Annotated in this window: 20 protein-coding genes and 2 pseudogenes; 11 read left to right on the forward strand and 11 right to left on the reverse strand. The window is 71.4% G+C overall.

Annotated features, from left to right (window positions below):
* Nucleotides 1-80: 80 nt before the first annotated feature.
* Both Prubr_RS17775 and Prubr_RS17780 read right to left on the reverse strand, forming a co-directional pair.
* The gene (locus Prubr_RS17775) at nt 81-635 is read right to left on the reverse strand and encodes a helix-turn-helix transcriptional regulator (RefSeq protein WP_212826837.1); all 555 of its coding nucleotides are present in this window, start codon (nt 633-635) and stop codon (nt 81-83) included.
* On the reverse strand, nt 632-940 hold the full coding sequence (locus Prubr_RS17780; protein WP_212826840.1) for a DUF6597 domain-containing transcriptional factor: 309 nt from the start codon (nt 938-940) through the stop codon (nt 632-634). Before Prubr_RS17780 ends, Prubr_RS17775 begins: the two co-directional genes overlap by 4 nt.
* An 18-nt stretch (nt 941-958) precedes the next feature.
* On the opposite strand from Prubr_RS17780, the gene Prubr_RS17785 reads away from it, so the two are divergent.
* Nucleotides 959-1,444: a VOC family protein gene (locus Prubr_RS17785; RefSeq protein ID WP_212826842.1), complete on the forward strand. Its 486-nt coding sequence runs from the start codon at nt 959-961 to the stop codon at nt 1,442-1,444.
* A 42-nt stretch (nt 1,445-1,486) separates the two neighbouring features.
* Here the strand turns inward: Prubr_RS17785 and Prubr_RS17790 are convergent, their stop codons facing one another.
* The gene (locus Prubr_RS17790; protein ID WP_212826844.1) at nt 1,487-2,221 is read right to left on the reverse strand and encodes a lysophospholipid acyltransferase family protein; all 735 of its coding nucleotides are present in this window, start codon (nt 2,219-2,221) and stop codon (nt 1,487-1,489) included.
* Nucleotides 2,222-2,290: 69 nt separating this feature from the next.
* Nucleotides 2,291-2,704, reverse strand: coding sequence for a MerR family transcriptional regulator (locus Prubr_RS17795; protein ID WP_246568787.1), 414 nt, complete (start codon nt 2,702-2,704; stop codon nt 2,291-2,293).
* Between the two features lie 383 nt (nt 2,705-3,087).
* On the opposite strand from Prubr_RS17795, the gene Prubr_RS37695 reads away from it, so the two are divergent.
* Entirely contained in the window at nt 3,088-4,071 is a 984-nt protein-coding gene (locus Prubr_RS37695; RefSeq protein WP_281425947.1) for a Wzz/FepE/Etk N-terminal domain-containing protein, read from the forward strand.
* Between the two features lie 47 nt (nt 4,072-4,118).
* On the opposite strand, the gene Prubr_RS17805 is transcribed toward Prubr_RS37695, so the two are convergent.
* Nucleotides 4,119-5,150, reverse strand: a complete 1,032-nt coding sequence (locus Prubr_RS17805; protein WP_212826848.1) for an extracellular catalytic domain type 2 short-chain-length polyhydroxyalkanoate depolymerase — start codon at nt 5,148-5,150, stop codon at nt 4,119-4,121.
* 257 nt (nt 5,151-5,407) lie between these two features.
* Between Prubr_RS17805 and Prubr_RS17810 the strand changes: the two genes are divergently transcribed.
* From Prubr_RS17810 to Prubr_RS17825, 4 genes are all read left to right on the forward strand, one after another.
* Complete coding sequence (locus tag Prubr_RS17810) at nt 5,408-5,740, forward strand: ArsR/SmtB family transcription factor (protein ID WP_212826850.1); 333 nt, start codon at nt 5,408-5,410, stop codon at nt 5,738-5,740.
* Nucleotides 5,737-6,204: an SRPBCC family protein gene (locus tag Prubr_RS17815; RefSeq protein WP_212826852.1), complete on the forward strand. Its 468-nt coding sequence runs from the start codon at nt 5,737-5,739 to the stop codon at nt 6,202-6,204. Before Prubr_RS17810 ends, Prubr_RS17815 begins: the two co-directional genes overlap by 4 nt.
* Nucleotides 6,205-6,293: 89 nt before the next feature.
* Complete coding sequence (locus Prubr_RS17820; protein WP_212826854.1) at nt 6,294-7,124, forward strand: NmrA family NAD(P)-binding protein; 831 nt, start codon at nt 6,294-6,296, stop codon at nt 7,122-7,124.
* A gap of 133 nt (nt 7,125-7,257) precedes the next feature.
* The gene (locus Prubr_RS17825) at nt 7,258-9,288 is read left to right on the forward strand and encodes a glycerophosphodiester phosphodiesterase family protein (RefSeq protein WP_212826856.1); all 2,031 of its coding nucleotides are present in this window, start codon (nt 7,258-7,260) and stop codon (nt 9,286-9,288) included.
* Between the two features lie 118 nt (nt 9,289-9,406).
* On the opposite strand, the gene Prubr_RS17830 is transcribed toward Prubr_RS17825, so the two are convergent.
* From Prubr_RS17830 to Prubr_RS17840, 3 genes and pseudogenes are all read right to left on the reverse strand, one after another.
* Nucleotides 9,407-9,712 (reverse strand): hypothetical protein, encoded by a 306-nt coding sequence (locus tag Prubr_RS17830; protein ID WP_212826858.1) that lies wholly within the window; start codon nt 9,710-9,712, stop codon nt 9,407-9,409.
* A gap of 551 nt (nt 9,713-10,263) precedes the next feature.
* A pseudogene (locus Prubr_RS38540) lies at nt 10,264-10,521 on the reverse strand (carboxymuconolactone decarboxylase family protein); the annotation flags it as partial.
* Between the two features lie 41 nt (nt 10,522-10,562).
* Nucleotides 10,563-11,348, reverse strand: a complete 786-nt coding sequence (locus tag Prubr_RS17840; protein ID WP_212826860.1) for an alpha/beta fold hydrolase — start codon at nt 11,346-11,348, stop codon at nt 10,563-10,565.
* A gap of 311 nt (nt 11,349-11,659) precedes the next feature.
* Between Prubr_RS17840 and Prubr_RS17845 the strand changes: the two genes are divergently transcribed.
* From Prubr_RS17845 to Prubr_RS17855, 3 genes are all read left to right on the forward strand, one after another.
* The gene (locus tag Prubr_RS17845; RefSeq protein ID WP_281425928.1) at nt 11,660-12,142 is read left to right on the forward strand and encodes a DoxX family protein; all 483 of its coding nucleotides are present in this window, start codon (nt 11,660-11,662) and stop codon (nt 12,140-12,142) included.
* A 146-nt stretch (nt 12,143-12,288) separates the two neighbouring features.
* The gene (locus tag Prubr_RS17850) at nt 12,289-13,011 is read left to right on the forward strand and encodes a DUF899 family protein (RefSeq protein ID WP_212826864.1); all 723 of its coding nucleotides are present in this window, start codon (nt 12,289-12,291) and stop codon (nt 13,009-13,011) included.
* Between the two features lie 123 nt (nt 13,012-13,134).
* Nucleotides 13,135-14,103, forward strand: coding sequence for an ATP-binding cassette domain-containing protein (locus Prubr_RS17855; protein ID WP_212826866.1), 969 nt, complete (start codon nt 13,135-13,137; stop codon nt 14,101-14,103).
* A 46-nt stretch (nt 14,104-14,149) separates the two neighbouring features.
* On the opposite strand, the gene Prubr_RS17860 is transcribed toward Prubr_RS17855, so the two are convergent.
* The 3 genes and pseudogenes from Prubr_RS17860 to Prubr_RS17865 form a co-directional block, all read right to left on the reverse strand.
* Nucleotides 14,150-15,364 carry a tetratricopeptide repeat protein gene (locus Prubr_RS17860; RefSeq protein WP_246568790.1) on the reverse strand — a complete coding sequence of 405 codons (1,215 nt, stop codon included), beginning with the start codon at nt 15,362-15,364 and terminating at the stop codon, nt 14,150-14,152.
* A gap of 15 nt (nt 15,365-15,379) precedes the next feature.
* Nucleotides 15,380-15,595 (reverse strand): annotated as a pseudogene (locus Prubr_RS38245) (helix-turn-helix domain-containing protein); the annotation flags it as partial.
* 219 nt (nt 15,596-15,814) lie between these two features.
* Entirely contained in the window at nt 15,815-16,489 is a 675-nt protein-coding gene (locus Prubr_RS17865) for a hypothetical protein (protein ID WP_212826869.1), read from the reverse strand.
* Nucleotides 16,490-16,789: 300 nt separating this feature from the next.
* Here Prubr_RS17865 and Prubr_RS17870 point away from each other — a divergent pair, with 300 nt between their 5' ends.
* Complete coding sequence (locus tag Prubr_RS17870) at nt 16,790-17,626, forward strand: hypothetical protein (RefSeq protein ID WP_246568792.1); 837 nt, start codon at nt 16,790-16,792, stop codon at nt 17,624-17,626.
* A complete protein-coding gene (locus tag Prubr_RS17875) occupies nt 17,623-18,900 on the forward strand; it encodes an aminotransferase class V-fold PLP-dependent enzyme (RefSeq protein WP_246568793.1) in 1,278 nt (425 codons plus the stop codon). Before Prubr_RS17870 ends, Prubr_RS17875 begins: the two co-directional genes overlap by 4 nt.

Here is an 18,900-nt window from a genome sequence, read left to right on the forward strand (position 1 = left end):
TCACGCGGAGATCCGACCCTACCGGCCGGTAGGACGGACCCGCACAGCACCCGGGTTCCGCTGACCCGGTCGGGCGCGGGTCAGGCGCTCACCGGCTGGACGCGGCGGCGACAGGCGTCGGCGTACGCGGCCGGGGTCATCCCCACCGCCGCGGCGAAGTCCCGGATGAAGTGCGACTGGTCGAAATAGCCCAGGTCGGCGGCGACCTCGCTCCAGTTGGCCGGCCCGTCGTCCGCCGCCAGCCGGGCGGCCGCCTCGTGCAGCCGGTAGCGCCGAAGTATCCACTTCGGACTCACGCCGACGTAACGCTGGAAGAGCCGTTGCAGCGACCGGGGCGACAGGCCGAACCGGGCCGCCACCTCGTCGACCCGGAGCACCGACCGGTCGTGCAGCAGTGTGCGTACGATCCGCCCGACCCGTTCCACCTCGGGGTCCGGCGCCGGCCGGTGCGCCCGGAGGTGGTGCTCCGCGACCGCGACCAGCGCGCCGAGGTCCGGGCCGGCGGCGGCCAGGTCACGGGCCAACCCGGCGGCGTCGGCCCCGCCCCAGAATTCGGCGAGCGGCCGGGTCTGGCCGGTGAGCCGGGCCACCGGCCCGACCAGGAACGGCGCGAACCCGCCCGGCCGGAACTTCACCCGAAGACGTGACCGCGGCCGGAGTAGCGGTAGGTGAACACCTTGTCGCCGACCCCGGCGACGGCGACCGGTCCACCGGCGGCGAACAGGTTGACGCACGGATGGGGGATCAGGCTGACCGAACCCTCCCGGCCGTCGGGCAGATCCCAACGGACCAGCCAGTGCCGCTCGACGAGACCGGCGAGGTCGGGTGAGGCGGGCGCCCGGTCGAGGTCGAAGTCCCGGGCACGTACGCCGAGCAGGCCGTGACGGCTCGCGGTCGGTGCCGGTCGGTGTCGTGTTTTTCCAAGCGGTGGCCGGTCCACCAGAGCAGCATGCACCATATGACCGACAACGAATCCCCTGCTCGCGGGCCGGCGCCGGCCGGCACGCAACGTCTGATGCCGTACGTCACCGTCGACGATTCCGGCCGGGCCATCGACTTCTACCGGGACGTCCTCGGTGCCGAGGTGCTGACCAGGATCGACGGCCCGGACGGCGACGTCATCCACGCCGAGCTGCGGATCGGTGACTCGGTGCTGCAACTGGGTGCGCCGATGCCCGACCTCGGGCTGATCGGGCCGCCCGCGCAGGGCAACGCCTTCACGTTGACGTACTGGGTGGAGGACCCGGACACCGTCTTCGCCCGGGCGGTGGCCGCCGGGGCGACGCCGGTGTCCCAGGTCGGCGACGCGTTCTCCGGCGACCGGATGGGGGTGTTCCGCTGCCCGTTCGGGCTGCGCTGGTGTGTGGCCCGACACGACCGTGACGTGCCGGTCGAGGAGATCCGGGCCGCCGCACTGGCCTGGACCGCCGAGGGCGACGACTGACGCGCCACGGTGCCGCCGGTCGCCGGCGGCACCGCGCCGGGATCAGCGGGCCGGTGCCGCGTCGTCCAGGGCCGCCGCCTCCTGCGGCGTCGGCGCACTGCCGCCCAGGTGTGCCGGCTGCCACCAGGCGTCGTCGGATCCCGCCGGCACGTCCGGATAGTCGCGCTGGGCCCGGTCCACCAGTGCGGAGAGGGTGGCGTGCAGTTCGGCGGTGACCGCCTCCTGGTCCCGCTGGGTCGGCACCGGCTCGCCGATGAGGATCGTGATCGGCAGGTGGCGGCGGGTCAACGTACGGGGCCGGCCCTTGGTCCACAGCCGCTGGGTTCCCCAGATCGCCATCGGGATCAGGGGCACCTTCGCGCTGTGTGCCATCCGCGCGGCCCCGGTCTTGAGCTCCTTGACGGTGAACGACCGGCTGATCGTGGCCTCCGGGAAGACGCCGACGACCTCACCGTCCTTCAACTTCGCCAGCGCCTCCCGGTAGGAGGCGATCCCCGCGTTGCGGTCCACCGGGATGTGGCGCATGCCACGCATCAGCGGACCGGATATCCGGTGGTCGAAAACCGACTTCTTGGCCATGAAGCGCACCAGCCGGCGGGCCGGCTGGGCGCCGAGACCGCAGAAGATGAAGTCGAGGTAGCTGACATGGTTGCTCGCGATCACCGCCCCGCCCTGCCGGGGGATGTGCTGCTCGCCCTCTACCTTGATCCGCAGGTCCAGCACCCGGAACATCGCCTTTGCGGTGGCGATGACGGGCGGGTACACCAACTCCGCCATGGGATGAACCTAGCCGGCCTTGCTGAACGGCGCCCGGCGGCCGGCGACCCGGGCGCCGGACGTACGTCCTCAGCGTCGGTGGATGTCGAGCTGGTCCTGCATCTGGCGGGCGAAACCCTCGGCGGTGGCGAGCTGGTCCCGCAGCGCCTGGACCCGTGCCGTCGCCGCCTGGTGGAACATCGCCAACCGGTCCAGCAGGGCGGTCCGTTCGGCGCCGGGTTCGGTGTCGGCGAGCGCGTCGAGCAGGGTGAGCAGGTCGCGCATCTCCTCGAGGGTGAAGCCGAGCGGCTTCATCCGTTTGACCACGGCGAGCCGGTCGAGATCGGGCTGGGTGTAGAGGCGGAACCCACCTTCGCTGCGGGCCGACGGGACGATCAGCCCGGCCTCCTCGTAGTGGCGGATGGTGCGAATGCTCAACCCGACCCGTTCCGCAGCCTCACCGATCTGCATCAGCTGGCTGGTGCCCTCGCTGCGCTCGGTCATGCGTCCCCCTCACTTCGTTCGGTGGTCGCATGACTGTTGCTGAGCTGGCTGGTGCCCTCGCTGCGCTCGGTCATGCGTCCCCCTCACTTCGTTCGGTGGTCGCATGACTGTTGCTGAGCTGGCTGGTGCCCTCGCTGCGCTCGGTCATGCGTCCCCCTCACTTCGTTCGGTGGTCGCATGACTGTTGCTGAGCTGACCGGTGCCCTCGCTGCGCTCGGTCACGTGCCCCCCTCGCTCCGCTCGGTCGTGGCTCCCAGTGTCCAACAGTCGGCGCCCATCGGTTGAGACGACGTGGAGTGATCTGTCTTCTTACGAGAGAGTAGAGTTGCCGGCCTTAGGATGGTCGTCATCCAGGGCGGCGCACGGACTGTTGGGGGCCAGCGATCGACCTCTTCGAGATCCTGCTGGTGGCCGTACGCCGGTGGTACGTCTCCGTGCCGGCGGTCCTTGTCGCGATCCTGACCGCGGTGGCGGTCGGCTTCGTCATGCAGCCGGAATACAAGGCATCCGCCACCATTCTGCTGATCCCGCCGACGGTGAACCCCAACGACCGCCGACCGGCCGCGGCGAGCGCCGCCCCCGACGAACGCAATCCGTGGCTCAGCCTCGGCGAGGTCGGCATGGCGCAGGCGGTCCAGGTTTCGGTCACCGCCCCGCAGGCCCGCCAGCGGGTGGAGGCCGCCGGTGGTGTGTCGGACTACGAGGTCGGGCACACCGTGCGTAGCGGGCTGCTGACCATCGACGTCGCGGCGCCGACGCCCGAGCAGGTCGGGCTGACCGTCGATTCGGTCACCACGCTCATCAGCGAAGAGGTGGTGGAGCGTCAGCGGGAGTACGACCCGGGCCCCGGGGAGGCGATCGGCACCCAGCTGCTCGACAGCGGCACCGGCGTCGTCACGTCCCGCTTCCACATCCTGCGTACCCAGTTGATCGTCGGTGCGGTCGGGCTGGTGCTCGCGACGGTGTTCGTGGTTTCCTTCCACGCCGTCGCCCGCCGCCCGTCCCGGAGCCGCCGCGAGCAACTCGCCGCCGCCACCCGCCCCGGTGCGGGCAGCGTCGGCGTCGCCAGCGTGGGGGCGGCCAGGATCGATCCGGCGAGCCCCGGGGCCGCCCGGAACGACCGGGGCGCCCGACCGCCTCGGCCCGGTGCCGCTGGAGTCAACGGCACGGCTCCGGTCGGCCGGGCCGGCAGCGTCGGGGTGGCGAAGGTCGTCGCACCCCCGCCCCCGTCGGCACCCCCGCCCCCGTCGGCACCCCCGCCCCCGTCGGCGCCTCCGCCCCCGTCGGCACCCCCGCCGCGGTCGGCGTTCCCGCCCGCGCCGGCCGCCTGGCCGCCGGAGCCGCCGGTGCCCAACGGTCGCGGCTGAGGTCGCGCGCCCGCGGTCCGTCCATTCCGTCCCCGGCGGCCGGCGGGTCAGCCGTCCAGGCGGCGGACCATGTTCATGATGGTCTCCAACTGGGCTCCGCCCTTGATCGCGTAGTTGGTCCCGCCGAGGTATCCCCACCAGTCCCAGCAGCCGTTCGGGTTCACCGCCGAGGGGACCGCCTGCGGATACAGCACGATCAGTCGGTTGGTGTCGGCGTACTGGTTGAGGTTTGCCCGGTCGACGAACGCGGTGCCCACCTCGGCGCGGCCCTGCTTGCAGCCGTGCAGCGCGACAAGCAGCCGGCAGGACTGGCCGGCGGTGCAGGCCGCCGGCACGTAGGCGAACCCGGTCGAGCCCATGCTCAGCCCCGCGGCGTAGCCGTTGACCGCGAAGGTGCTCTGGTTGAAGCTGACCAACTGCCCGCCGAGCGCGCCGGTGTTGCGCGGGCTGACCGAGCCCAGCAGCTTGCGCAGGAAGGCGTTCTGCGGGTCGGTGCCACAGTCGTTCAGGTACGGCTGTGCGGTGGCCGAACAGCCGACCGTCCCGTACGGGGTGACCCAGCCGTGCCCGGCCGGCGAGGTGGTGTCGTACTGCACGCTGGCGCCGAAGTGCTGGTAAAAGCTGACCAGCGCGTCGTTGACCGATTTCCTGACCACGGTGTCGCCGTTGCCGCGGAAGGCGTAGACGGGCCGGCCGGACAGGTTCGCGACCGGGTCGATCCAGCCGTACGCGGCCCACAGCGGCGGGTACGACTTCAGCGTCGACAGGTACGTCGGCCACAGGTCGTCCATACAGCCGTAGGTGGCCTGGGCGGCGTTGTACTGGGCGCAGTAGTAGGGGCCGGCGGCGAAGATCGCGGCACCCCGGATCCGGGCGGAGTAGGCCAGGTGCAGTTGGGTGGCCATGTAGCCGCCGGACGAGACGCCGGCGACGTAGACCGCCGACACGTTGTAGGTGTTCAACGTGCCCGACACCGGGGGCCGGGTGGGTGGGTCGGCGGCCTGGGCGGTGGTCGCGGGTACGACGGTGAGCAGGGCCGCCGTGGCGGCCGCGGTGACGGCGCGTACGAGGAACTTCATGGGTCCTCCTGTCCTGCGGCGCCGGCCGGTGGGCGCGGCTTGCGCCGAGGCTAGGACGGCGGAGGGGGCCCGTATATCGATGTCGATGACATGTTTCGGCGGGTCGGAGTGTGGCGTCTCCCACAGGTGTCGGGGCGGGGCGGTCAGTGGTCTCTTCCTGTTTTCCCGGTTCTGCTTGACGGCACCTTCGTGAGCTGTATATTCAACTCATCGGTTAATCAACCATCTGGTTGACTTTGACGTGGTGGAGAGGGGCGATGGCAGAAGATCCGGTGAGCAACGTGTTCGCCGCACTCGCCGATCCGACCCGCCGGGCGATCCTGGCCCGGCTGGCGGCCGGCGACGCGACGGTCAACGAACTGGCCGCGCCGTTCCCGGTCAGCCTCCAGGCCATCTCCAAGCACCTCAACGTGCTGGAGCGGGCCGGGCTGATCGTGCGTACCCGGGAGGCGCAGTGGCGGCGCTGCCGGCTCGACCCCGCCCCGCTCCGCTCCGTAGCCGAGTGGATCGACCAGTACCGCCGGCACTGGGACGAGCGGTACGACGTACTCGACGACTACCTGCGTGAACTGAAGGAGAAACCGCAATGAGCCACAAGCTGGTCACCGACTTCCCGTCCGACCTCGAAGTCACCATGACCCGTACCTTCGACGCCCCCCGCGAACTGGTCTTCGCCGTGCACACCCGGGCCGAGCATCTGAAGCACTGGTGGGGCCGGGGCAACCCGCTCGACGTCGAGATCGACTTCCGGGTCGGCGGCAGGTACCGCTACGTCGAGCACACCCCGGACGGCGGCAGCCACGCGTTCCGCGGCGAGTTCCGGGAGATCGTGCCGAACGAGCGGATCGTCCAGACCTTCGAATACGAGCCGATGGCCGGCCACATCCTCGAGGAGACGCTGGTGTTCGAGGAGCGGGACGGCACGACCGTGGTCACCGGCACCTCACGTTTCGCCGACAAGGAGGACCGGGACGGTATGGTCGCCTCCGGGATGGAGGCCGGTGCCGCCGAGTCGTACGCCGCGCTCGACCGGTACCTCAAGACCCTCGCCTGATCCGGTCGACGCGGGGGTGTTCACCACGGCACCGCGCATCCGTCGATTGCGGACAGGAACTGGCCGGAATCGGCAATAACGTTGCCGGCATGACCGACACCAGCACTGTCCTCGTCACCGGCGCCACCGGCAACGTCGGACGCCCCCTCGTCGCGCAACTGCTGACCGCCGGGCACCGGGTCCGGGCGCTGACCCGCGACCCGGACCGCGCCGACCTGCCCGCCGGTGCCGAGGTGGTCCGGGGCGACCTGGCCGACGCCGCGACGTTGCCCGCCGCGTTCGCCGGCGTCGACGCCGTACACCTGATCACCTTTGCCGGCTACGAACCGATCACCAACGGCGAGGAGATCGTGAAGCTGGCCCGGGACGCCGGCGTACGGCGGGCGACCGTGCTCAAGGGCGACGTGACCAGGAGCCCGCTCGAAGAGGCGGTCGAGGCCGGCGGTCTGGAGTGGACGTACCTCGGGCCGGTGGAGTTCATGTCGAACACCCTGGAGTGGGCCGACTCGGTACGCGACGAGGGGGTGGTCCGGGAGGCGTTCCCCGAGGCGAAGAGTGCGATGGTCCACGAGGCGGACATCGCCGCGGTCGCCGCGGTCGCGCTGACCGGCGACGGACACGCCGGCCGCGAGTACTGGATCACCGGGCCGCAGGCACTCACCCCGCCGGAAAAGGTCCGCGTGATCGGCGAGGTCCTCGGCCGTGAGGTCCGCTACGTCGAACTCAGCCGGGACGAGATCGTCGCGCAGTGGCGCGGGCAGGGCTTCGGTGATGACGACATCGGCTTCTTTCTGACGATGCGCACCAACCCGCCGGAGGCCGGCTACACCGTGCTGCCCACCGTCGAGGAGGTCACCGGCAGACCGGCCCGGACCTTCGCCCGGTGGGTACGGGAGAACGTCGCGGCGTTCGGCGGCTGACGGCCCGGTCGATGGCCCGAGGTGGTCGGCATCGGTTCACGCCGATGTCGACCGCCGATCGCCTGCGCGCCGCCCGGCCTCACCATGCTGGCCGCCGACCGGCGGGACCCGCCCGCCGCGGAGGGAGACCAGCGTGCGCAAGACACGCCGCATCACCACGGCGGTGCTGGTGGCGGCCATGGTGCTGGCCGGCACCCCGGCCCTCGCCACCCCCGCCAAGGGCAGGACGTTCGACCTGCAGGCCCACCGGGGCGGACTCGGCCTGCGGGTGGAGAGCAGCCTCGCCTCGTTCGGCAACGCGCTGCGCCTCGGGGTGACCACGCTCGAACTCGACGTGCAGATCACCGAGGACGGCCAGGCGGTCGTCACCCACGACCGCCGGGTCGCGGCGAACAAGTGCGTCGACACCGGACCGGTCACCCCGGGCGACCCCGAGTTCCCGTACGTCGGCAGGTACGTCAACACCCTCACCCTGGCCCAGGTCCGTACCCTCGACTGCGGCACCCGGACCCTGCCCGAGCACCCCGGCCAGCTCGCCGTACCGGGCTCCACGATGCCGCTGCTGCGCGACGTCTTCGCGCTGGTCAAGCGGTACGGTGCCGACGGCGTCACGCTCAACGTCGAGACCAAGGTCGAGGCCGGTGCGCCGCACGAGACCGCGCCCCGGGAGCAGTTCGTCCAGGTGACCGCCGCCGAGATCCGGGCGGCCGGACTGTTGAAGCAGGTCACCATCCAGAGCTTCGACTGGGGCGCGCTGATGCGGATGCGCCAGGTCGAGCCGCGGCTGCCGCTGGTCGCGCTGACCAACCACGACTTCCTGCAGACCGGCCAGCCGGGCCGGTCGCCGTGGCTGGGTGGCCTCGACATCGACGACTTCGGCGGCGACCCGATCAAGGCGATCAAGAGCTTCGGGGCGAAGACCTTCTCGCCCGTACACGGGTTCCCGCAGAACGGCTCGGTGGCCGACCCCGGCTACCGGCCGTACGTGACGAAGGAGATGGTCGACCACGCGCACCGCAACGGCATCAAGGTGGTGCCGTGGACGGTGAACGACGTACCGACGATGGCCAAGCTGATCGACGACGGCGTGGACGGGATCATCACCGACTACCCGGACCGGCTGCGCGGGCTGATCGCCGGCCGCGGCTACCGGCTGCCGAAGGCGTACGCGGCACCGTTCGACATCCAGGCCCACCGCGGCGGCAAGGCGACCCGGCCGGAGAACACCCTGCCGGCGTTCGCCAACGCACTGTCCAACAAGGACATCTCGACGCTGGAGCTGGACACCGGGGTGACCTCCGACGGCCACCTGGTGGTGTCGCACGACCGTATGGTCAACGGCTCGCACTGCGTCGACACCGCGCCGGTCCGCCCCCGCGACCCGAAGTTCCCGTACGTCGGCAAGCAGGTCCGGGAACTGACGTTGCAGCAGATCAGGACGATCGACTGCGGCTCGAAGACGACCGAGCCGACCCAGGTGCCGGTGCCCGGGGCCCGCATTCCCACCCTCGACGAGGTGTTCTCGCTGGTCAAGGGGAGCGACCGGCCCGACGTACGGCTGAACATCGAGACCAAGATCAACCCGCTGGTGGCGGACACCGCCCCGTACCGGAACTTCACCGCGAAGCTGGTCCGGGCGGTCGAGAAGGCCGGCTTCGTCGACCGGGTCACCATCCAGTCCTTCGACTGGCGGACGATCCAGCACGCCAGGACGCTCAACCCGCGGATCGAGACGGTCGCCCTGGTCTGGCAGTACGGCCCGGACGAGTGCGCCAGCCTCGCCGACGAGTGCTCGCTCCAGGCGGTGTACGGCGACCGTACGGTGAAGAGCCCGTGGACCGGTGGGCTGGACTGGTGGCGCTACCGCGACCTGGGCAAGCTGGTCCGTGCCTCCGGGGCCGGCACCGTGTCGGCGAACTGGCAGGTGCACGACCCGGGTCAGGGCACGGTCTCCTCGGCGGACTGGTACCTGCGGGAGAGCCCGACCTACTACCACGGCCCCGACGTGCCGGTGCTCCAGCGGCGCGACAAGCTCAAGGTGGTCCCGTACACGGTGAACGACCCGGCGGTCATGCAGCGGGTGATCGATCTCGGGGTCGACGGCATCATCACCGACGACCCGGAGCTGTTGATCGAGGTCGCCATCCGCAACGGCCTGCGCTGACCGGGCGGTCGGAATCGGGCGCGTCCGGGAGGGGGACCCGGCCGCGCCGCCGGCCCGGCCCGGGTACGGGCCGCGCCGGCACGACACCCGCCCGCCGGGCCGCTCGGTGCTGGACCGCTCAGTGGTGGGCCGGCTCGCCGGGGGATTCGGCGCCGTCGCGGGGGCCGGCGAGCCGGGCGCCGATCTGACGGCTGGCGGCCAGCGCTGCCCAGGCGCAGAGTCCGACCAGGTCCGCGTCGGTGGCGCCGGTTCGCCGGAACGCGTCGACGGTCGGCTGGTCCACCCGGTAGGCGGCGAACGCGACCAGCATCGCCAGCCGCCCGGCGGGCTGGTCGGCCGCCGCCAGCCCGGACACCGGTCCGGACAGCCACGACGGGTCGAGCGGCCGGGTGGTGCCGTCCCAGGCGTCGAGTTCGCGCAGCACGAGTTCGCGTACCGGGGCGGGAACCGACCGGGCGCCGGCGGCCTCGACCGCCGCGACGGCGGCACCGAACGCCGCGGCGACGTTCGGGTTCGTCGCGGTCCACCACAGGTCGGCGGGGGCTCCGCGGCCGGCAGCAGGTCGAGTGAGCGCCCGGGGGCGTGGGAACCGCGGGCCTGCCCGACGATCTGCCGACCGAGCACCTTCATGACCGGCCCGAGGGCCATGCGCGGCACCCCCGGCGGCAGCGGGATGTCGTACAGCAGCACGTTGACGACCCGGTTCAGGTAGTGCATCAGCACGGCGCCGCCCACGACCTCCGGGGTGTGCGAGGCCGGGAAGGGCCGGTTCCGGCCACCGGCCGCCACCCGGTCCGGCACCGCCGTCACCCAGTCCGCGACGGCCCGTGGGCGTCCGGCTGACCCACCCGACACCGTTTTCGCGCCGGTTGGTCGGGTGCCGGGCGGCCGGGCCGGCCGGCCCAGGGTCTGCGACATCTCCTCGTGCACCGTGATGCAGTACGGACAGGTGTTGGCCCGCGACACCGCGGCCGCGACGGTCTCCTTGGTCAGCCGGTCGACGGTGCTCTCGACGATCACCGTCTCGCGCAGCATCAGCCAGCAGGCGGCGAGCACCTCGGGTGCCGGGGCATGGAGCGCGACCGGCGGCGCCAACACCCCGAAGTCCCGTTCCAGTTGCCGGTAGACCTCGGCGACCAGGCCGCGCGCCGCGCCGCGGCGGACCGGTGCCACGTGCCGGATCTGGGTGAAACCCAGCGTTCCGAGCACCGGAACCAGGAGCTTCTTCGCCATCGCACTCTCCTCGCGCTGCGGTGGGTCGGTGGGTGGGTCGGTCACCGCCAGCCGGCCAGGCCCGCCGCCAACGCCGTGGCGAAGCCGGCCGGATTCTCGTCCATCATGGAGTGTCCGGCGGCGGGCACCTCGTACGTCGGGATGCCGTGCGCCGCGAACGTGCTCAGGTCGACGCCGGTCCGGGCACCGACCACCACCGCCCGGCCCATCGGCAGCCGGTAGAGCTGGTCACGGAAGCTGGGATCGCGCGGCTGGCGCAGCGACCGCCCGCTGCGGTGCATGGCGTACGGCGCCGCGGCCCGCACCGCGGCGGCGAAGTTGCCGGCGCCGGTGTGCCCGTCGGCCGCGGCCTTCTCCAGCATCTCGACGAGTTCCCGGTGGCCCCGCTCGACGAACTCCGCCTCGTCGAGGTCGGCGAGATAGGGGCTGAGCATGCCGCGTCCCCGGTCCAGAGCCGGTTCGGCGAGCAGCAGGTGCCCCACGAGGTCGGGCCGGGCGGTGGCCAGGGTGATCGCGACGGCCCCGCCCATGCTGCTGCCGACCACCGCGCAGCCGGCCAGACCGAGGTGGTCGAGCAGGGCGGCGACCGTCGCCGCGTGGGCCTCGATCGTGTACGGGAAGTCGGCCGGCCGGTCGCTGAAGCCGACACCGAGCGGGTCGACCAGGATCCAGCGCCGGTCCCGGATCGCCGGGTGAGCCGCCGTTTCCGGGAAGTCGGCCGTTGCCGCGCAGGCCAGCCCGGGAATGTAGACGCCGGCGGGTCCGGTGCCGGGCAGGTCGTGGTAGCGAAGGGCACCACCCGCGTCGGCGAGGTGCAGCGACTGCATCTGGCTCACCCCCTGGTCGGTCCTCTTTATAACGAACAACCGTTACACCGGGCCGGAATCTTTCGCCGTCCGGACAGCGGCCGGTCGACCCGCCGATCAGTTCGCGGACGGGGCTTTCGCCCTACCGACAGATGTGCACCGAGGGCCCTGCGGCGTGGTTAGCGTCAATCCATGACTAGTGATGCGGTCCGTCCGGGGCACTGGGGCGGCGAAGTGGACAGTGACAGTGCCGGTTCAACCGCGACCGTGACCGCGCGGCGGGGACCGCCGACGCGACCACCCAGGACAACTGGGTCGCCTCGGCGTTGCTCGTGCTGCGGCTGGCCGTGGGCAGTACCTATCTTCTACATGGTCTCCAGAACCTCTTCGGCGTGTGGACCGGTTGGGACACCGCCAAGATGGCCGGTTATCTGGAGCCGAAGGGATTCGGCGGCGCCTCCACGGTGTTCGCCTGGATCCTCGCCGTGACCGAGACGCTCGCCGGCCTCGCCCTGCTGCTCGGGGTGTTCACCGCACTCGGCGCCTCGCTCGTGGTGATCATGATGGCGACCTCGGCGTCGCTCAAGCTCGGTGTCGGCTTCTTCATGCCCGGCGGGTTCGAGTGGGAGCTGGCGGTGCTCGCCTGCGGCCTCGCCGTCCTGCTGGCCGGCGCGGGCAAGTGGTCCATCGACGCCTGGAAGATCCCGCAGCGTACGGTGTCGCGGGTGCGGACCATCGCGCTCGGGATCACCATCGTGATGACCCTCGTCATGGTCGTGGTCACGTGGGGATCCCCGCCACCGCACGTGCAGTGAGTGTGTGTCACGTCGGGGGTGCCACGGGACGGACCCGGTGGCACCCCCGACGTGCTGCGTCACCCGTCGTGTCCGTCCGCTATACGATGGTTTCTCCGGCCGGTCGCCGGTGACCGGACCACGCCCACGGCTGAGGGAGAGACACCGTGACCGAGACCATCGGGCAGCTCAACCGCGCAGTGTCCGGGGACTACCGGACGGCGCGGGCGGCACTGCTCGCGGCGGAGCGCGAGTTGCGCGACGCGGCCGAGCGGGTCGCCGCACTGCGTCGGGCCCTGCCGCCCGGCCCGGTCGTCGCCGCCGACACCCCGCTCACCGCCCTCGACGGCACCGTGACCGCGCTCGGCGAGCTGTTCGACGGGCAGCCGACGCTGTTCACCTACAACCTGATGTTCGACCAGGACTGGCCCGAGCCGTGCCCGATGTGTGCGATGTGGATCGACGGGCTCGACCCGCTGGCGCCGCACCTGCGCGAGAGCACTGCCGTTGCCGTGCTCGCCCCGGCCGCCCCGGACCGGCTTGCCGACCTGGCCCGCTCTCGGGGCTGGCAGCGGGTCCCGGTCTACTCGACCCGTCCCGGCGACCTGACCGACCAGCTCGGCCTGCGGCTGCCCGGCGGCGACATGGTGCCGGCGGCCACCGTCTACCGCCGCGACGGCGAGCGGTTGCGGGTGCACTGGCACGGCACGGCCGACCTGACCGACCCCGCCGACCCGGAGGCGACGCCTTACCACGCGGGGGACGGCGGCGACTCCCGCGGCCTCGACCCGATCTGCGCGACCTGGTCGGTGCTCGACCTGCTGCCGCAGGGCCGCGGCGACTGGTACGCGAGTCACCCGGAAGAGGCCGGCGGCTGCTGCCACGACTGAGTGAACCTTCGGCCGGCTGACAGGTCTGCCGGCCGCCGCCCGCCGGTCCGGCACAGTGAAGTGACGGGCACCCCGGCCGGTGGTGTACGACCCCGGCGGCCCGTTCCGGGATGGGTGATCTGGTTGATCTCCGACTGTGCGATCGAGGTCGAGGGACTGCACAAGCGCTTCCGGCGTACGCACGCGTTGCGCGGACTGGATCTGCGGGTGGCGGCCGGGACGGTCTGTGCGCTGCTCGGCCGCAACGGTGCCGGCAAGACCACCGCCGTCCGGGTCATGACCACGCTGACCAGGCCGGATACCGGCCAGGCGCGGGTGGCCGGTTACGACGTGGTCCGTGAGGCCGAGACCGTACGCCGCAACATCGGGCTCGCCGGGCAGTACGCGGCGGTGGACGACGATCTGACCGGCCGGGAGAACCTGTGGGTCTTCGGCCGGCTGCACCACCTCGACGACCGGACGGCGAAGGCCCGGGCGGCCGAGTTGCTCGCCCGCTTCGACCTCGCCGGCGAGGCCGACCGGCCGGTGAAGGGCTATTCAGGCGGTATGCGGCGTCGACTCGACCTGATGGCCAGCCTGATCACCGCGCCGCCGGTGCTCTTCCTGGACGAGCCGACCACCGGGCTCGACCCGGGGAGCCGGCGGCAGATGTGGCGGCACATCGCCGACCTGGTCGCGACCGGTACCTCGGTGCTGTTGACGACGCAGTACCTCGACGAGGCGGACAGCCTCGCCGACCAGATCGTGGTGGTCGACCAGGGACGGGTCCTCGCCGCGGGTACCCCGGCCGAGCTGAAGGCGGCCATCGGCATCCGGGTCGACGTGGTGCTGGGGGACACCGCCGAACTGGCCGCGGCCGCCGGCATCCTGGCCGGCCTCACCGGCGCCGAACCGGAGATCGACCACGATCAGCGTACGGTGCGCGTCGCCGTGCCCAGTGGGGTGCTCACCCTGCCGGTGGTCGTACGCCAACTCGACGCCGCCGGGCTGGTGGTCGAGGATGTGGCGTTGCGGCAGCCGAGCCTGGACGCGGTCTTCTTCCGGTTGACCGAGCGGGCCGCCGGAGTCGGCGCGGACCGACCGGACGACTGATCCGCCGGTCCGTCGGTCCGCACCGGCGCGCGGACTCCGGTTGCGGCTATCCCCGGTCCGGCCGGCGCGGCCGGCGGGGCTGCCGGGAAGCACGCGCCACCCGTTGCGGTGGAACCGGCCGGTCGTCGTCGGCGGGCCGGGTGGGCCGCAGCGCCGGAGTCATCTCGACGCCGAGGCTCTGGATCGCCCGGCGGTAGGCGACGATCGCCGCGTCGGTCTCGCCGACCTGGGTCATCGCCTCGCCCAGTTGGGACCAGAGCCGGGACGTCTGCGCCGAGTCGGCCAGGTCCTCGAGTTCGTCGCGGGCCGTCGCGCACGTGCCCCGGGCACCGTCGGTGTCGCCGAGGATGGACTGCGCGGCGGCCAGCAGCAACAGGGTGTCGATCCGTTCCGGGGTGGACCGGCCCGCCGTGCTGTCCAGCAACTCCCGCGCCCCGCCGACCGCCTCCTCCGTGCGGTCGAGCAGGATCAGCGCCGACAGCAGGTCGTTGCGGCAGCGGATGACCTCCAGCACGCTTCCGGTCGTCCCGAGGTCGGCCAGGGCCTGGGTCAGCATCTCGTGGGCCAGTTCCGGGTCGACCGGGGGCTGGCGCAGCAACAGGCCGCCGTAGAGGGCCCGGAGCATGCCGATGATCCGCTGGTGGTCGTGGCCGAGGCTCGCGTCCATGGCCCGGCCGAGCAGTTCCATGGCCCGGCCGGGGTGGCCGGCCTCGACGGCCGCGGCACTGGCCCGGTGGTAGACCGACATCAGCTCGTGTCGGTCGGTGATCTCCGGAACGATCTCCAGCGCTTCGGCGATCGGCTCGCGGGCGAGCCCCGGTTGGCCCAGTTCACACTGGACGGTGGCGATGATCGCGCGGATCTCGACGCCGACGTCGGAGCGGTCGAGTCCGATCTGTTCGATGTGGTTGGCGGTGGACCGCGCCACCGCGAGGGCCTGCTCCGCCCGGCCGAGCTGGGCCAGACAGCGGGACAGGCCGAGGCCGGCCGACAGCCGGTTGCTGTAGCCGGTGTCGGTCTCGGCGGCCAGGCAGGTCTCGTAGTGGCTCGCCGCCTCGGCGGGCCGGCCGGCGGACTCCTCGACCTGGGCGAGTCCGAGGGTGGCCTCGCCGAACACCGCCGGGACGGTCGGGTGGGCGTCGGCGAGTTCCGCGTACGCCGTCCTGGCCCGGTCGAGCGCGCCGGCGAGAAGTGACACCCTGGCCAGCTTGAGTTCGACGGTGGCGGTTCCCGGCGCGGGCTGGTCGGCTTGGGATGGCATCCACAGATCCTCAGGGCGACAGGTCAGGCGCTCGGAGAGCTGGCGGACGACCCGCTCGGTGGGCGCGCGACGGTCGGACTCAAGAAAAGAGATATAGCTGGCGGAGAGGTGCTCACCGGCGAGGTCGCGCTGACGTAGACCGCGATCGAGGCGTAGCAGCCGCAGCCGCGTGCCGAATGACTGCGGCTGTGAGGACGCGTCGGGTGTCCGGGTCGAACCTGAATCCATCATGACTGCCAGCCTGTGAGATGCGTTAACAGCGGGTGGAGACGAGTAGTGGAGAAGACCGATGGTGCACCCATAGTAGTCGAACAATGGGTGGACAGAGGTGCCCCTTCAGTACTCAATCACAGGCAAAGTCAACTTGGGTTCACTGACTTGACAAAGTCGATCACAATCGGTCATCGCTACTAAACCACATGGTAACCAGTGGTCGCGGTCCGTGTGCGCTCAGTTGATCGGCCAGCCGGTGGTGGGTGCGGCCTGGCGGAAGGCGAGCTGGGTGCTGAGTTCGGACCAGCGGGGCAGCGGCACCGGCGTGATCCGGCGAATCGAGTGGCGGTGGTCGGTGCCGCGGTCGGGACCGGCCGTCGCCGGCTCGGCCAGCGCGGGTTCGAGGTCTGCCGTGGGGAGCAGGTGCTCCGCCGGCCGCTCGTCGGTCGCGTCGGCCACGGCGCTCCACGGCTCGTCGGCCGCGCCGTCGAGGCGGGCGATGATCGTGTCGAGATCCACGTGGTGCCCACTGCGCTGGAATCGCGTATAGAACGCCAGGCCCAGGGTGGCGGTGACGGTCTGGCGGGGGGCGGTGCCGGCCGACGTCTGCGACCACGCGTGTTCCAGTAGTTCGATGGCGTTTTCGAGGCGTTTGTCGTCGCCGGTGTGGCGGGCGTATTCCAGCATCGCCGACCCGAGGTCGCTGGCGTGCGACCAGCACAGGTCGCGGTGCCGTTCGGTGGCTCCGGTCTGGTTTCCACGGGCCTTGGTGACCAGAAGGTCCTGGCAGCGGCGCAGCCACGGCAGTGGGCCGGGGCCGCTGGCAGGGCGGTCGGTGGTGGGCGCTCCGTCGAGTCTATCGAGAGAGGTGGATCGACATCGTGAGTGCCCGTCCGGCTGCTGGCCTTCCATGCCCGCTCCCCACCGTTATGCAAAATCGATCTTGGCCCAGGTGGAACATGGTCAAGGTTAATCGATCCCTCTGTGGCTTCGCTATGCCAAAGTAAAGAGACAGTGTGCCCGTTATGTCGGCAGAACATATGCAATAGCGTTCTTTTCACTACCGGAGCCGGTCGACCGTATCGGCTTCGGTCTACCTCTCTGGCCAGCGGTCGAGGGCCGGCGGCGCGGCCGGAGGTGCCCGCGCCGTACGTCTTTCGCCCCGCTAACGGATGTCTGGCCGGCCGATCAGGCGTCCCATAACTTACGGGAATGGCTGCTGGATACGTGTCCAGACGCCGCCTGCCCACGGCCGGCGGCGCCGCCGCCATGCCCACCGAGGTGGATCTGACCGCCGTGGCGCAGTCCTACGTCGACAGCCGGGCACCGGATCGCGGCCCGGGCGCGACCGCGCTCGCCCGGCTCGCCGACGTGACCGTACGGCTCGACGCCCGGTACTGCCGGGAGGTGGCCGAGTACTTCGACCGGGCCCCGCTGGTCGAGTTCGATCCGGAACTGGCCGACCTCTACGAACGGCTGAAGGTCGAGAACCTGCGGCAGTACCAGGCCATCGTCGACGCCGGCATCGAGGTCCGGCCGTGGTCGGCGCCCGGACAGCCGTACCACGGCTCCCGGGAGCTGATCGCCGGCGTACGCGAGACCGGGGTGCTGCACGTCTATCTCACCAGTTCCGGCCACGGCCCGGCCGCGCCCACCGGCTTCCACCCGCTGCGGGAGCCGTCCGGCGTCGTGGTCGGCGGCGTCGAACTCAGCCACAACGACGTGTTCCGGGCGGTGCACGACATCTTCGGCCACGTCATGTTCGGCAACAGCTTCGGGCCGGTCGGCGAGTTCAAGGCGACGTACTGCCATCTGCACATGTATCCGGTCGAGCTGCACCCCGTGCTGTTCGTCGAGCACGTCGGACAGCTCTGCTGGTTCTTCTTCGGCCCGCACCTGCGTGACCCGCAGGGGCGGCTGCCCGCACCCACCGAGCCCGGCTACCGGTCGCCGGCCGGCCGGCCGTACGCGCAACAGAAGGTGTTTCCGTTTCCCCAGGGCTACATCGACCAGTTTGTCAGCATGTTCCACTACCGGGAGCCAGCATGACCCAGATGCAAGATTCCAGGTTGGACGACCGGCGGCTCGCGGCGGTCAGGGAGGACTTCCCGCTCCTGCGGTCAGGTGGAGGATCGCTCGCCTACCTGGACAACGCCGCCACCACCCAGAAACCCAGCGCGGTGCTCGACGCGATCGTCGACTACTACAGCCATGCCAACAGCAACGTCGGCCGTGGCTACCACCGGCTCGGCCTGGCCGCCACCGAACTGTTCGAGCAGGCCCGGGAGACCGTACGGCGGTGGATCGGCGCCGAGCACCCCGACGAGATCGTCTTCACCAGCGGCACCACCGCCGCGACGAACCTGGTGGCCGACGCGCTGGGCCGGCGTCTCGTCGGCGCGGGCGACCAGATCGTCGTGACCGCGATGGAGCACAACAGCAACCTGCTGCCGTGGCGGCGGCTGTGCGAGCAGGCCGGCGCCGAACTCGTCGTCGTGCCGGTGAACCCGGCCGGGGTGGTGGAGATCGCCGACTTCACCGCGGCGCTGGGACCACGGGTCAGGATCGCGGCCTTCTCGCACGTGTCCAACGTGCTCGGCACCGTCAACCCGGTCCGGGAGATGATCGCCGCCGCCCACCGGCACGACGTCGTGACCGTGGTCGACGGGGCGCAGGCCGTACCGCACCGGCCGGTCGACGTACGCGACCTCGACGCCGACTTCTACTGCTTCTCCGGCCACAAGGTCTACGGCCCGATGGGCATCGGCGTCCTCTACGGTCGGCGCGACCTGTTCAGCACGATGGGGCCGTACCAGGTCGGTGGCGGCACGGTGAAGGGTGTCTCGTTCGAGGAGCCGGTCGCCTACCAGCCGTTGCCGAGCCGGATGGAGGCCGGCACCCCGGACGTGGCCGGCGCGATCGGGCTCGCCGCCGCGCTGCGCTACGTCGACGGGCTCGGCTGGGACGCGCTGCGCGCCCACGACGCCGACCTGGTCCGTGGCGCGGTCCGCGAACTGGGCCGGCTGGACGGGGTACGGATCCTCGGCGACCCGGGACACGACCCGAGCGGCATCGTCTCCTTCGCCGTGGACGGACTGCACCCGTACGACGTCGGCGGCCACCTCGACCAGCACGACATCGCCGTGCGCTGCGGTGTCCACTGCGCCAGCACCTTCCTGGACAGCCTGGGCCTGGTCGGCACCGTCCGGGTCTCGTTCGCCGCCTACAACACCTGGTCGGAGGTCGAGCGCGTGATCGAGGCACTCGGCACCGTACGCCCCGGTTTCTGGACCACCGAGCAGCCCACCACCCGGTTCCTGTGA

It is taken from the genome of Polymorphospora rubra (assembly GCF_018324255.1).
Taxonomy (GTDB): Bacteria; Actinomycetota; Actinomycetes; order Mycobacteriales; family Micromonosporaceae; genus Polymorphospora; species Polymorphospora rubra.